Source organism: Marinobacter sp. bablab_jr008, from assembly GCF_016464145.1.
Classification (GTDB): domain Bacteria; phylum Pseudomonadota; class Gammaproteobacteria; order Pseudomonadales; family Oleiphilaceae; genus Marinobacter; species Marinobacter nauticus.
The window spans coordinates 150870-164638 of record NZ_JACDWW010000089.1 but is presented as its reverse complement, the minus strand read 5'-3'; the positions used below and the strand labels follow the sequence as shown (position 1 = coordinate 164638).

General features: G+C 57.2%; 13 protein-coding genes. 3 read left to right on the top strand and 10 right to left on the bottom strand.

What is annotated here, in order from left to right:
• Positions 1-147: 147 nt before the first annotated feature.
• The 3 genes from htpX to JIF53_RS18790 all read right to left on the bottom strand — a co-directional run bounded on the left by htpX (position 148) and on the right by JIF53_RS18790 (position 2823).
• Positions 148-1029: a protease HtpX gene (gene htpX / locus JIF53_RS18800; protein ID WP_014421209.1), complete on the bottom strand. Its 882-nt coding sequence runs from the start codon at positions 1027-1029 to the stop codon at positions 148-150.
• 93 nt (positions 1030-1122) lie between these two features.
• Positions 1123-1596 (bottom strand): hypothetical protein, encoded by a 474-nt coding sequence (locus JIF53_RS18795; protein WP_014421210.1) that lies wholly within the window; start codon positions 1594-1596, stop codon positions 1123-1125.
• A 12-nt stretch (positions 1597-1608) separates the two neighbouring features.
• Entirely contained in the window at positions 1609-2823 is a 1215-nt protein-coding gene (locus JIF53_RS18790) for a pyridoxal phosphate-dependent aminotransferase (protein ID WP_199453975.1), read from the bottom strand.
• 256 nt (positions 2824-3079) lie between these two features.
• On the opposite strand from JIF53_RS18790, the gene JIF53_RS18785 reads away from it, so the two are divergent.
• Together JIF53_RS18785 and JIF53_RS18780 are read left to right on the top strand one after the other, a co-directional pair.
• On the top strand, positions 3080-3565 hold the full coding sequence (locus JIF53_RS18785) for a glutathione peroxidase (RefSeq protein WP_023009992.1): 486 nt from the start codon (positions 3080-3082) through the stop codon (positions 3563-3565).
• A gap of 2 nt (positions 3566-3567) precedes the next feature.
• Entirely contained in the window at positions 3568-4035 is a 468-nt protein-coding gene (locus JIF53_RS18780) for a MarR family winged helix-turn-helix transcriptional regulator (protein WP_199453973.1), read from the top strand.
• Here JIF53_RS18780 and JIF53_RS18775 read toward each other — a convergent pair.
• Both JIF53_RS18775 and JIF53_RS18770 read right to left on the bottom strand, forming a co-directional pair.
• The gene (locus JIF53_RS18775; protein WP_199453965.1) at positions 3986-6334 is read right to left on the bottom strand and encodes a hybrid sensor histidine kinase/response regulator; all 2349 of its coding nucleotides are present in this window, start codon (positions 6332-6334) and stop codon (positions 3986-3988) included. The two genes, JIF53_RS18780 and JIF53_RS18775, sit on opposite strands and share 50 nt — an antisense overlap.
• A 44-nt stretch (positions 6335-6378) precedes the next feature.
• Positions 6379-7149, bottom strand: a complete 771-nt coding sequence (locus tag JIF53_RS18770) for a hypothetical protein (RefSeq protein ID WP_011785248.1) — start codon at positions 7147-7149, stop codon at positions 6379-6381.
• A gap of 227 nt (positions 7150-7376) precedes the next feature.
• Between JIF53_RS18770 and JIF53_RS18765 the strand changes: the two genes are divergently transcribed.
• Entirely contained in the window at positions 7377-8387 is a 1011-nt protein-coding gene (locus JIF53_RS18765) for a LysR family transcriptional regulator (RefSeq protein WP_011785247.1), read from the top strand.
• On the opposite strand, the gene JIF53_RS18760 is transcribed toward JIF53_RS18765, so the two are convergent.
• The 5 genes from JIF53_RS18760 to mnmA all read right to left on the bottom strand — a co-directional run bounded on the left by JIF53_RS18760 (position 8376) and on the right by mnmA (position 13756).
• On the bottom strand, positions 8376-9344 hold the full coding sequence (locus tag JIF53_RS18760) for a GNAT family N-acetyltransferase (protein WP_011785246.1): 969 nt from the start codon (positions 9342-9344) through the stop codon (positions 8376-8378). The two genes, JIF53_RS18765 and JIF53_RS18760, sit on opposite strands and share 12 nt — an antisense overlap.
• A 3-nt stretch (positions 9345-9347) precedes the next feature.
• Positions 9348-10499, bottom strand: coding sequence for a cupin domain-containing protein (locus tag JIF53_RS18755; RefSeq protein WP_014421217.1), 1152 nt, complete (start codon positions 10497-10499; stop codon positions 9348-9350).
• A 14-nt stretch (positions 10500-10513) separates the two neighbouring features.
• The gene (purB, locus tag JIF53_RS18750) at positions 10514-11881 is read right to left on the bottom strand and encodes an adenylosuccinate lyase (RefSeq protein ID WP_023009996.1); all 1368 of its coding nucleotides are present in this window, start codon (positions 11879-11881) and stop codon (positions 10514-10516) included.
• A 79-nt stretch (positions 11882-11960) separates the two neighbouring features.
• Complete coding sequence (gene hflD, locus JIF53_RS18745; RefSeq protein ID WP_023009997.1) at positions 11961-12581, bottom strand: high frequency lysogenization protein HflD; 621 nt, start codon at positions 12579-12581, stop codon at positions 11961-11963.
• The gene (gene mnmA, locus JIF53_RS18740) at positions 12578-13756 is read right to left on the bottom strand and encodes a tRNA 2-thiouridine(34) synthase MnmA (RefSeq protein WP_023009998.1); all 1179 of its coding nucleotides are present in this window, start codon (positions 13754-13756) and stop codon (positions 12578-12580) included. The genes hflD and mnmA overlap by 4 nt, the downstream gene beginning before the upstream one ends.
• Positions 13757-13769: the final 13 nt, after the last annotated feature.

Sequence of the window (13769 nt, the reverse complement as noted above, 5' to 3'; positions counted from 1 at the left end):
GAGGTTGATGGATCTGACCCAAGTACGAACCGGCATCCCTGTCCCCGAGTTCAGGGCAAGTTAATGGCATGAGCCGTATACGTGGTCCGTATGTACGGTTCTGTGAGAGGGATGAGGCGGTAACGCCTCACCCTACTCGCTATGTGATTACAGTTTGGCGTTCTGTAGCGCTGCAATTCGGTCCTCCAGCGGCGGGTGGGTCATGAACATTGCTGCCAGACCTTCGCGGGCGCCCCGGTTGATACCGAATGCCTGCAGGGTGTCCGGCATCTGATCCGGAACCTCACTTTCCTTTTTCAGGTGCGCCAGGGCGCTGATCATGGCGCCTCGCCCTGCCAGTTGGGCACCGGCAATGTCGGCACGGTATTCCCGACGACGGGAGAACCAGAACACGATGGTGCTGGCCAGGATGCCGAGCACGATTTCTGCCACGATGCTCACGACAAAAAAGCCGATTCCATGGCCGTTCTCATTCTTGAAGATGACCCGGTCCACGAACGAGCCGATCACCCGCGATGCGAAGATAACAAAGGTGTTTACCACGCCCTGGATCAGCGTCAGAGTCACCATGTCGCCATTGGCCACATGGCCAATCTCATGGCCCAGTACGGCCCGGATTTCGTCCTTGTCAAAGCGGCTTAACAACCCCTCACTGACCGCCACCAGAGAATCGTTTTTATTCCATCCAGTGGCAAAGGCATTGGATTGCTGAGCAGGGAAGATCGCCACTTCGGGCATACCTATGCCGGCTTTCTTTGCCAGCTCCGCGACGGTTTCAACCAGCCAGCGCTCCGCCGGCGTGCGAGGTGAGTCGATCACCCGGGCTTTGGTGCTCCACTTCGCCATGGGCTTGGATAGGAACAGCGAGATAAACGCACCAGCGAAGCCGAACACCGCCGCAAACGCCAGTAGCGAGCCGTAGTCGATGCCTTGTTGTGCCAGATAACTATCGACCCCCAGCAGTCGCAGGGTAAAACTCGCAACCAGAATAACGGCCAGGTTGGTGGCCAGAAACAACAGAATACGCATGGTTTTTTCCTGTATCAGCTTACCGGGAAACGTATTGCCTTTCTGACCGATATATGTGGATCCGGTTCAGCGGTTCAAGAACCTTAACGCCATTTAATGAACGGGTTGCAGGCCTGAATCGTTAAAGAAGGTTGATTGCACCGCCAGACTGATGCGGCTGGAACTGCCGCTTTTCAGGGCGGAGCGCAGCAGATGAATATAGGTGGACAAGTCCTTCTGAACGGAAGGCGGCAATTCGGGTTCGTTTGAAGCCGCCGACAGTTCCCTCAGAAGCGCCTGCGGGGCCGGGGCGCTGAGCCGAACAAATGCCTCCCGGGTCAGCACCGCCTGATCCAGAGCTTCCTGGCGAATGGTATCCACGTATCGGAGCAGGCCTTCTTCGGACAGCCAGAGCAGGGCGCCGAAACAGGCCATGTGGCGCTTGCTGTGCAGGCCGAATTCGTCGGGCTCGTCTGGCCCGGCGATATCCTCCACGAACAGGTTTACCCGCCGGGGAAACGACATGTAGAGCTGAACCAGGGCGATTGCCACGTCCTTGTAGAATTCCTCGACATGAATGTCGGCCATACTGACTCCGGTTTACTGGCGATAGTGTTCAAGGAAATTGCCCAGACGGCCCATGGCATCCGACAGCGTGTCCGCTCTGGGCAGGAAAACAACCCGGAGATGCTGCTTGTCATCAATGTTGAAGGCCGAGCCCTGAACCAGAAGTATTTTCTCCTGGAGCAGCAGATCCAGAACCAGCTTCTCGTCATTCACCACCGGGAAGTGCTTGGGGTCGAGCCTCGGAAACATGTAAAGCGCCCCTTTCGGCTTGACGCAGCTGACGCCGGGAATGTCATTGAGCATGCGCCAGGCGGTCTCACGCTGCTCGTAGAGACGCCCACCCGGTGCCACCAGATCGTTGATGGACTGATAGCCACCCAGAGAGGTCTGGATTGCCAGCTGGGCCGGCACATTGGCGCACAGGCGCATGTTCGAAAGCATGTCGATCCCTTCGATCAGGTCCCGGGCCTTGTGCTTGGCTCCGCTGATGATCATCCAGCCGGAACGATAACCGGCCGCCCGGTAGTTTTTGGACAGGCCGTTGTAGGTGAAAAACAGCACGTCGTCTGCCATCGAGGCGATGGATGTGTGCTGGGTGCCGTCGTACAGGATCTTGTCGTAGATCTCGTCGGACAGGATGATGAGATTGTGTTCCCGGGCCAGCTCCAGTACTTGCTGGAGTAATTCCTCAGAATACACGGCACCGGTCGGGTTATTCGGGTTGATCAGCACAATAGCCCGGGTCCGGCGGGTGATCTTTTTGCGGATATCGTCGATGTCCGGGAACCAGTCCTGTTGTTCGTCGCAGCGGTAATGCACCGGTTTGCCGCTGGAGAGGGTGACGGCGGCGGTCCAGAGCGGGTAGTCCGGGGCCGGAATCAGTACCTCGTCGCCGGTATTCAGCAATGCCTGCATGGACATCACAATCAGCTCGCTGACGCCATTGCCCAGATAAATGTCATCAATATCGACTTTGGCAATGCCCCGCTGCTGGCAGTAGTGCATCACGGCCTTTCGGGCCGAAAACAGGCCTTTGGATTCCACGTAGCCCTGAGCCTGGTGCATGTTGTAAATGACGTCTTGCTGGATTTCTTCCGGAACGTCGAGCTCGAAGGCTGCCGGGTTGCCGATGTTCAGCTTCAGAACCCGGTGCCCTTCTTCTTCGAGCCTGCGGGCTTCACGCAGAACCACGCCACGAATTTCATAACAGACATTGTCGAGTTTGGCGGATTTGAAATAGTTCTGCATGGGAGCCTGGGTCCTTCGCTAAGGTTCTGAACGAAAGCCTTATTCTAGCGGAGGGACGCCTCGGGGTAACAGGGGCAATTGTGTGGAATTGTGGCCAAATCAGGATAGTTTACGGAACGTCTTTGAAGTGATGTGTCAGCAGGCTGACCCGAAGTGACAATTTAGAATCTTGTTGGGGGAAATTATATTGTGCACAATATGACTCAGCCGTTCATACAAAATCGGCCGTGGCCGGCCAATACAGGAGAGAGATTTCATGGCGAGCGAAACCATCTACAGTTTCAGTGCCAAAGATATTAAAGGGCAGGAAGTATCAATGGACGACTATCGGGGCAAGGTTCTGCTCATTGTGAATACGGCCTCAAAATGCGGTTTTACGCCCCAATTTGAGGGCCTTCAGTCACTCCATGACGAATTGGGGGAACGCGGGTTTGAGGTGCTGGGCTTCCCCTGTAATCAGTTCATGAATCAGGACCCCGGTAACGACGATGCCATCAGCCAGTTCTGCTCCCTGAACTACGGTGTCAGTTTCCCCATGTTCGCCAAGATTGAGGTGAACGGTGACGGCACGCATCCGCTGTTTCGGTTCCTGAAACGTGAGGCCAAAGGCCTGATGGGTTCTGAGAAAGTGAAGTGGAATTTCACCAAGTTTCTGGTTAACCGGGAAGGCCAGGTTGTGCGGCGCTATGCGCCAACGGCGAAACCGGCCGACATCCGTGCCGATATCGAGAAATTACTCTGACCATGAAGGACAACGATCAGATACTGGCGCTTGATAACCAGATCTGTTTTGCCCTCTACGCAGCCAACCGGGCGGTGACCGCCCGGTACCGGCCGTTACTGGAGGAGCTGGGGCTGACCTATCCCCAGTATCTGGTCATGCTGGTGATGTGGGAAGCAGACCGTGAGGGGCTTCGGCCACGGGTCGGCGACCTGGGGGCCAGATTAAGACTGGACTCGGGAACGTTGACGCCGCTACTTAAACGCCTGGAGCAGCGGGAACTGTTGCAACGGGCTCGGCTCGCCGAGGATGAACGGGTGGTTCGGTTGAGGCTGACCGATGCCGGACGGGCAATGCGGGCCAAGGCGGCGAACGTGCCCGGCCGCCTGATGTGTGGTCTGGATATTGAGCCGGAGCGATTGCTATCGCTGCGCCAGGAGCTCAGGAGTCTGCTGGAGGTTCTGGAGACAGCGGAGCCCAGCGAGCGATAACCGCCCTGAGTTCGTCACGATTATAGGGCTTGGTGATGTAGTCATTCATGCCCGAGGCCAGGCAGTCCTCGCGGTCGCCTTGCATCACATTGGCGGTTACCGCGATAACCGGCAGCGTTTGCCATTGGGGATTCTGGCGGATAGCGCGGGTTGCTTCGTAACCGTCCATAACCGGCATCTGGCAGTCCATCAGTACCAGGTCGTAAGCTTTGTTCTGAAGTGCTTCCAGTGCCCGGCGCCCGTTCTCCGCGTGATCTACCCGGTGCCCCAGTTTCTTCAGCAGGCTGCTGGCCACCAACTGGTTGACCTGGTTGTCTTCCACCAGAAGGATGTTGAGAGCCGGTACCGGTTGCCGGCTTGTGCCAAGCGATCGATCCGGGTGCGTTGATTGTTCGCCTGAATCCAACCCGCCGGCAGCGCACAGGCATCGGAACAGGTCGTCTCTTCGCAGTGGGAGTGCCACAACGCAGTGTCTCGGGTGGTCGCTGGTGGCGGTGCCGGACTGGTCGGCCAGGATCACGCCTTCTCCGCGCCAGTCATTGGCAAAGGCAAGATTTTCCCGGGGCGAATTTGCTGCATCAATCAGCAGGATGCCCTCCGGATGCCGGCTCGCGCTGCGCACCGGTATGTTCCAGGAGCGCAACTGGGACTCAATGGCCAGTCTGTGAGGGTTGCTTTGGGGCAGAGCCATGGCAATGCCTATGTCGCCCAGGCGTTGCAGAACGTCTTCTGCGATCTCCCATTCATCGCCCTGGTGTACCGGAAGCGGCAGGGTCACGGTAAAGTGGGTTCCGGCGCCTTCCTTGGAATCCACCAGAATCTGGCCATGCATTCGCTCCACCAGTTGTCTGCAGAGTGTCAGCCCAAGCCCGGTTCCGCCATAGAGGCGGGTGGTGTCAGTATCGGCCTGGGAAAACGGTGAGAAGATCCGGTGAAGCCCTTCTCTCGACATACCGATCCCGGTGTCGACGACTTCCAGTCGCAAGCTGCCCCCGGACCAGCTGGTGCGAATCTTTACGGTGCCTGCATCGGTGAATTTGATGGCATTGCTGAGCAGATTGTTCAGAATCTGACGGGTACGGGTGGGGTCCCCCAGAAAATGTTCTGGCAAATCCGGCGCGGTCTCGTTAACCAGGTTAATGCCTTTGCGCCGGGCTTGTTGAGCGTGCAGGGTTGCGCATTCTTCAATCAGTTTTCTCATGCTGAAAGGAATGCTTTCCAGGGAGAGCTTGCCAGCCTCTACCTTGGAGATGTCGAGAATGTCGTTGAGCAGGCCGAGTAAGCTCTCACCGGCATTCAGAGCGATTTCCAGGCGATTGCGTTGACCTGCGTCTTTCTCGCTTTCCAGTGCCAGACCCAGCATGCCCAGAACACCGTTGAGTGGTGTGCGAATTTCGTGGCTCATGCTTGCCAGAAAGTTGGCCCGGGCGCGAGCTCTGCGAACAGCGTCTTCCTTGGCGCGGACCAGCGCCCGGTTACCGCGCAGCAAAGCTTCATTCTTTTCAGATATCTCCCGGGTGCGGTCCTCCACTTCCCGTTCCAGCTGGCTGGAATAGTTTTTCATGGCGCTTTCGGCGGATCGCAGCTTGGCCACGCTCACTTCCATGTTCTCCAGGTGCTGGTTGATGATGCCCACCATGGTGCCGATTTCATCACCTTTGTGGTTTTCCGGAATAGGAAGCCGGACTTTCTCCGGAGAACTTGCACGCACCTGACTGAGGGCGTTGATGACGTTCATCATGGGCCGGGTCAACACAAAATAGAAAATGGCGAGCAGTACACCGGAGAGCGCAAGGCTTTTCAGCAGCCCGATAATCAGGGTATTGGTCGCCCGGGTGAGAAACTGTATGCCGTAATGATAGGTGTCGATGGTTACAACAAGCTGGCCCAGAGGCAGATCCGCCAATTGCGGCACCTGCAGTTCCTCATTGAACACGCGGCTGGCGCCAAACAGCAGATCGCTGATCCAGCGATAGCGGGAAACCGGGCTGCTCTGGCTGGCTGCAGCCATGGTCTGGCCATCGCTGTCAATAATTCGGGCGTCTATGGTGGCGGGGTGTTGCAAGAGGCCGTCGAGCAGCTCCTCCGCGAGCCGGACATCAATGTTATAGGCAATCTGGGAGGCCGGGCTCTGGCTGATTTCAATCAGGGCGCGAACTTCGCGGTCCATCGATTCCCGGGCGGTGAAGTAGTCCAGGGTAATCTGGATCAGGTTCAGTACCAGGCCCAGCACCATGGCGACCAGGACCGTGTCCCGGGTGAGGCGATAGGAGAGCCGTTGCCTGATTCTGTTAAACACGATGTTGCGTCATCCTTGAGATATGGGCGTTTACGAAGCTGCGTTCAGTCGTCGTAATCCGCTTTTTTCTTCCAGGTGCCGTCGTCCTGCAGAAAGTTGTCCCATTCCTTGTCCAGCTTGGAATGGCTTTCCTCATTCATCTTGCCCTCTGTGCTCATTTCCTCAAGTTCCTTGATGCGGGTACGGAAACTCTTCACCGCTTTCATGGCCAGAGGGTTGTCCCGGGATTTGCCCATCTCAGTACTGGCAAGGTGATAAGCGTGAATGGCCTTGCGGATCTGGTTCTGGCGAATGAAATCCCGGGCCTGGAAAACGTGCAGGTCGGCGTGGGTTTTGTGCACCAGAAACAGAACATACTTCAGATTCTTCTTGGCGGTGGCAGAGTCTATCCGGCCGGCTTTATGCATAGCCTCAATCAGCTTGAACAAGGCCTGGAGCAGTTCTTTGATGTAGGTGGACTTTTCCGGAGAGTCGACTTTTACGGGTGGGCGCTGGTCGTTCTTTTCCAGAATCTGCTTTTTGGTTTGCGCAATGTTCTCCAGCCACTGTTTTACCGGCTGATCACTCTTCAGCGCGGTCAGTTCCTGGCAGGCGTCTTCCATGCGCTTGAGCAGCAGTAGTTTAAGGTCTGGCGTGAGGTATTGGCCGGGAATATCGGTAAGCAGGCGGTAGGCCTTGTTGTAGGCATCTTCCTGAGCCGTCATTTTGCGAACGCGTTCGATCCTCGCTTTTTCCCGCATCTGGCTGAAAACGATAATAACCAGGGAAACGGTGACGATCGCGGCGAGCAGCAGCACAATGGTAGTGGTATCCATGGTGTGGGGTTAGGCTCCGGATTGAATGAACGTCTGGCCCGAGGGCTTGTTTTATTGGTTTTGATATTATTCGGTAACGCCCTGAAAGCCTAGCAGAAATATGCTATCTCGTCCTTTTCAGGTTGTAATCAGGGCAGTAGGCTCATTTATTACGTGAATTTTCAGATTCCTGTATATTGCGGAAATGAATAATACACTCTGCTGCTGACGGTGAGGTCTGGCTGCCTATGGACATTTCCCGTGTTGATCTGAACCTGCTTGTGTACCTGGATGTGCTGTTGCGGGAGCGCAATGTAACCAAGGCGGCTAATCACCTTGGCATCACTCAGCCGGCCATGAGTAACGGTTTGCGGAGGCTGCGGGATCTGTTTGGCGATCCCCTGCTGGTGCGAACCAGTGAAGGCATGACGGCCACCGAGCGGGCCAGGGAATTGCAGCCACTGGTTCGCGGGATTCTATCGGATATCGAGCAGGCGGTGCAGGAAAAAACGCCATTTGCGGCCGGTGAGAGCCAGCGGGTGTTCCGGATCATGGCCAGTGATTACGCGGAATCCTGCCTGATGCCACGGGTGTTGCGCCGTATCCGACAGGAAGCACCGCATGTCACGCTGGATGTTCTGACGCCCAGTGATGTCAGTTTTCTGGATGTGGAGCAGGGTCGCCTGGACATGGCGATTAACCGTTTCGACAAGATTCCCCAGTCATTTCATCAGAAAACCCTCTGGACGGAATACTTTGCGTGCCTGATGAACGCCCGGAACCCGATCCTGAAAGAGCCGTTTACACTGGATACCTATCTGGACGCCAGTCATATCTGGGTCAGCAAGACCGGTTTTGGTGTCGGGGTGGGGGTGAATCCGAAGGATGTTCAACGCCTGGGCTGGGTGGACGAGGCACTGGGCAGAATGGGGCGCAAGCGCCAGATTTCCGTGTTTACGCGCCATTATCAGGTGGCGATGCTGCTGGCGGAACAACACGATCTGATCGCCACGCTGCCATCGAGAGCAGCCTGGCTGCAAAAAGATAATCCAAATCTGGTGGTCAAGGTGCCGCCTTTTGAGATTCCGCCCTTTGAACTCAAGATGGCCTGGAGCCCGCTGCTGCAGCACAACTCGGACCATCAGTGGCTGCGCAAACTGATTGTGGAAGTGGCGGAAGAAGTGGATGAGGAATTTGCGCCATTCGGGGCCAGTTTCGAGTCACCTCAGGCGGTTCAGGTGTCCCACTCAGAGCGGTAGTTCGCGTAACTCCAGAGAGGGGCGCGCGGCGTCCCACATTTTCTGGAACGCCTCTTCCATCAGCCGGACCCGCCGGCCGGCGGAAAAATCGGCAAAGCCCTCGGTCTTGTCAAAGCTGTGTCGGTACAACACGCCCTGGCGGTCGACCAGCAGGAAGGGCTGATCCTCCATGGGGTAGTCCTCGTTCACCAGCCGGAGCTCAATGCGGCTGGTGAGCCGGCGCATCAGTTCTACCAGTTGGTGTCGTCGTTGCACTAATGGCTTGTCGTCGTGAATCAACAAACGGACCTCGCTCAGTCGATGGCGACGGGCGAGGGCAGAGACCAATTCCCGCAGGCGATGCCTGTCGTAGAATTCATGGTCCAGAATCCGGTCGTAAAGCCATAGGCGCTGGCCAGCCTGGCCAACCAGGGAATCCATCAGGTTCATGAAGGATGAGGGCTGGTCAAACAGCCAGGATTCCTCATCGGCTCCCAGGATTAACGGGTTGCTGCGTCCTGCACCGGCCCGATGGGCGAGATCCGGTGCCAGACAGCGCATGTCGAGGTGCGGAATGCCGGCATCCTCATAGGGGGTAAGCGAACAGATGTGGAAGCCGCATCGTTGGTAAAAACCAGTGGCATGTTCCTGGGCTGAGAGCCGGAGTTCCTGGTATCGGCCGGCAGACTCGGCGATCAGGTGCCTGAGCAGGGCTTCTCCAACACCTTTGCCCCGGGCTTCCGGTAACACGGCCATGCGGCCGATGTAGCCGGTTTCTTCCAGGGCGGAAAACAGGCGGGCGGTGGCCACGGGTTGGTTGGACGCATCGACGGCAAGATAATGATCAGCAATCTCGTCGGTGTCATCCCACTCAAGCTCTGGCGGCACCTTCTGCTCATCGATAAACACCCGCTGGCGAATCTCGCGAACCGACCCGGGTGCCAGTTGCCAGCTGTATTTGCGAAATCTCAGATCCATGGCTTACTCGAAATAGATCGAGCCCTGGTTGTAGAGGTTGGTCAACAGCCCCAGCAACGCTTCGTCGCCGGCAAATTCTGCCAGTGTCGCCATGTCAATACGGGAGCGGGCGCAGAGCAGGGGAGCCAGCGGACGGGCGTCGCCCTTGAGCAGGAATTGTTCGCCATCAACAAACAGAGCGGTCTCGTTGTCCAGCTCATGGTAGGCGAAACGGGAGCCTTCATTCCAGCGCAGTTGTTCACCGGCCCGAATGGCTTCGGCCAGATCTTCGGCCTCCGCCGGCTCCTCGGCTGGAACGACGATGTCCATGCTTTTGGGGGCGGTAGCGAACTGCCCGAACCAAAGGGCCAGATTACGCCGATCACCGAGTTGCTCCCGAATTACCGCGTCGAGACGTTCAACCACGTCGGCGCCGATAGTCCCGGGGTTCTCCTGAACCTGAAGGTCAGGGTCATCCAGATGTTCAGCCGCTTTTTCCTTCTGGCTCAGGTAGTCGGTAAAGCTGGTCAGTACGTCGTCGACCGTAGGTGCCCGAAAACCCACAGACAGGGTAATGCAGTCGTCTTCCGCCACCCCATGATGGCCAACGCCTGGTGGCAGGTAAAGCATGTCACCCGGCGCCAGGGTCACAGTTTCTTCGCCGTCCCAACTGCTCAGAATCCGTAAGGGTGTACCTTCTACCCGTGGCGATCTGTGGTCACAGTGTCCGCCGAAGGTCCAGCGGCGGTGGCCCTGGGCCTGCAGCAGAAACACGTCATACATATCGTAGTGGGGCCCAACGCTACCGCCTGTCGGTGCGTAGCTGGCCATAATGTCGTCCAGCCGCCAGTTAGGGATGAACCGGAAGTTGTCGAGCAGATCAGCAATTTCCGGTACCCAGTGGTCCAGGCCCTGGACCAGCAAGGTCCAGTCCTGCTCCGGCAGCTCGCTGAAACGATCCGGAGTGAACGGGCCATTGTGAAGCTGCCAGGGTTTTCCGGCATCGTTCTCGATGACGATGCGGGATTCAACGGCTTCTTCGCAGGCCAGTCCGGCCAGCTCATCCTGGCTGACCGGGCACTGAAAACCGGGAAACGCCTGGCGGATAACCAGTGGCTTTTTCTGCCAGTAGTCACGCAGAAATTCATTGGCTGTCAGCCCGCCAAGCATATCCATGGTGTTGCTCCTGCCTAGATGTCTTTGGCCTGGTCGATCGCGTTACCGATGTAGTTGTCCGGGGTCAGGGCGCGCAGCTCGGCCTTCGCCTGTTCCGGGATCTCCAGGGTTTCCACGAAATTCTTTATGACTTCGGGCGTCATGGCCTTGCCGCGGGTCAAGTCCTTGAGCTTTTCGTAGGGTTTCTCGATGTTGTAACGGCGCATCACGGTCTGAATCGGCTCCGCCAGTACTTCCCAGGCGTTGTTCAGGTCTTCGTTCAGACGGGCCGGGTTGATTTCCAGCTTGCCCAGACCTTTGAGGGTGGCTTCGTAGGCAATCAGGCTGTGGGCAAAGCCAACGCCCAGGTTGCGCAAAACGGTGGAGTCGGTCAGGTCACGCTGCCAGCGCGAAATCGGCAGCTTGGCTGACAAATGGCCGAAGAGGGCATTGGCGATGCCGAGATTACCTTCAGAATTCTCGAAGTCGATCGGATTCACCTTGTGGGGCATGGTAGAAGATCCGATTTCACCGGCCACCGTTTTCTGTTTGAAATAGCCCAGGGAGATGTAGCCCCAGATGTCCCGGTCCAGGTCGATCAGGATGGTATTGAAGCGAGCAATGGCATCATAGAGTTCGGCGATGTAGTCGTGGGGTTCGATCTGGGTCGTGTACGGGTTCCAGTCGAGGCCGAGGCTCTCAATGAATTCTTCGGCGTTGGCAGCCCAGTCCACGTCCGGGTAGGCAGACAGGTGGGCGTTGTAGTTACCCACCGCACCGTTGATCTTGCCCATGATTTCCACTTCGCGGATCTGCATCAGCTGGCGGCGCAGGCGATAGACCACGTTGGCCAGTTCCTTGCCGACCGTGGTCGGGGAGGCGGTCTGACCGTGGGTGCGGGACAGCATGGGCTGTTCAGCGTGCTCCCGGGCCAGCTCGGCCAGCTTTTCGACCAGGTTTTCCATGGCCGGCAGCAGGCCGTGATCCAGGCCTTCGCGCAGCATCAGACCATGGGACAGGTTGTTGATGTCCTCTGAGGTGCAGGCAAAGTGAACAAATTCGGTCACCGCGTGCAGCTCAGGCACGTCGGCAATTTTTTCTTTGATCAGGTACTCAACCGCTTTGACGTCGTGGTTGGTGGTGCGCTCGATTTCCTTGATTCGCTCAGCATCGGCCAGACTGAACTCGTTGACCATCTTGTCCAGAAACGCATTGGCTTCGGCGGAAAACGCGGGCACTTCGGTAATCGCCGGATGGGCAGCCAGTTTCTGCAACCAGCGGATTTCGACGGTTACCCGGTTACGGATCAGGCCGTATTCACTGAAAATACTGCGAAATACACTGACTTTGCTGCCGTAGCGGCCATCGACCGGAGAAATAGCGGTCAGGGCGGTGAGTTCCATCGAAAACCTCTCAGTTCATCAAAGAAAAAGCGGGACAGGAAAATGAAGCTGCTAATGATACACCAGCCGGCTCGCTGAATCAGCGCAGCAACTCCCGGGCATGGCTGATGACCTTCTTGCGGGTGAAAATGAGTTGCCAGCGGTGGCCGCCACTTTGCCTCCACAGCACGGCAGATCGGATGCCGGCCAGCAACAGGGCCCGTACCTTGTCTGCATTTTCATTACGCTGGAGTATCTGCGGGTTGCCGGTTACCTGAATGCGCAAACGGAAGGTGCTGATGGTGTCGGCATAGATCGAGGCGAGATTGCCCAGAAGGTTGCTGTGACTGTAACCGAAATGGCTGGCGGTATGCCGGGCCTGCTCGATCCTGTTCCCGATAACGTCCAGCATGTCCGGGGAGCGTTTGAGTTTGGCTTCAAGCTGGATCAGGTTGAACACGTACCGCAGGATTTCTACGTCCTGAGGTTGGCCGTGCTGGGCCAGTACCGTTGAAAGTACCGTCAATCCTTCCCGTATGTCAGACAATTCGCCGCCGTAGACATCCAGCGTTGAGGCCGGGTTGGTGGCAAACAATGAGCGAATACAGGTTTCCAGGCTGTCTTCATTGCAGTTGCCGTTATGGGCAATCTGCTGCACCAGGGTCGCAGCCTGACACAGGCCGGCCAGCGCCAGGGTCTGGTCATGCAGGGAGCGGCTCATGTGTCAGATCCTTCACTTGCCAGGCGCTCAAGTCTTGCAGGTAAAGCTTCGTTATCGCGCCAGGTTTGCTCAATAACACCGCCGCCCAGGCACACCTCACCTTGATAGAAAACCACGGATTGACCGGGAGTTACGGCACGCTGGGCGTCGTCGAAGATGACCTTCACGCCACCGTCTATGACGGTAACCTCGCAATCCTGATCCGGTTGGCGATATCGGGTTTTCGCCTTGCAGCGGAACTTCTGTGCCGGAGGTTCGCCGGCAACCCAGTCAACAGGGCCCGAGACCAGTCCCCGCGAAAACAACAGTGGGTGATGCTTGCCCTGGACGGCAATCAATACGTTCCGGTTGAGATCCTTTTCTGCCACATACCAGGGGTCGTCGCCAAACTCCGCAAGACCGCCAATGCCAAGGCCCTGACGTTGCCCTATGGTGTGATACATCAGGCCTTGATGTTTGCCAATCACCGTGCCGTCGGGCGTTTCAATGTTGCCGGGCTGAGCGGGCAGGTACTGTTTCAGAAAATCGGTAAACTTCCGTTCCCCGATAAAACAGATTCCTGTCGAATCTTTTTTATCGTGAGTAACGAACCCTTGCTCTTCAGCAATCCGGCGAACCTCCGGCTTTTCCAGTTCGCCCACCGGAAACAGGGTGCGGGCGATGCGCTGGCCGGAGACGGCATGGAGGAAGTAACTCTGGTCTTTGTTGGGGTCCAGCCCCTTGAGCAACTGGGCCTTGCCGCTACCATCGTTGAGCGGGCGCTGGCGTGTGTAATGGCCGGTCGCGATATAGTCGGCGCCCAGAGTAACGGCGTAATCCAGGAATGCCCGGAATTTTACTTCCTTGTTGCAGAGGATGTCCGGATTGGGGGTTCGGCCGGCACTGTATTCCGACAGAAAATGCTCGAATACCCGGTCCCAGTACTCCGCAGCGAAGCTGGCGGTGTGCAGTTTGATGCCGATGGCGTCGGCAACTGCCTGAGCATCTGCCAGATCGGTCATTGCTGTACAGTATTCGGTCCCGTCGTCCTCGTCCCAGTTTTTCATGAACAGGCCTTCCACCTGGTACCCCTGATCTTTCAGGAGCCAGGCAGCAACGGACGAATCCACGCCGCCGGACATGCCGACGATCACGCGGGTGTGCTCGGGGGATTGGGGCTCAGTATTCTGGGTCATTTCGTCTGGGAAC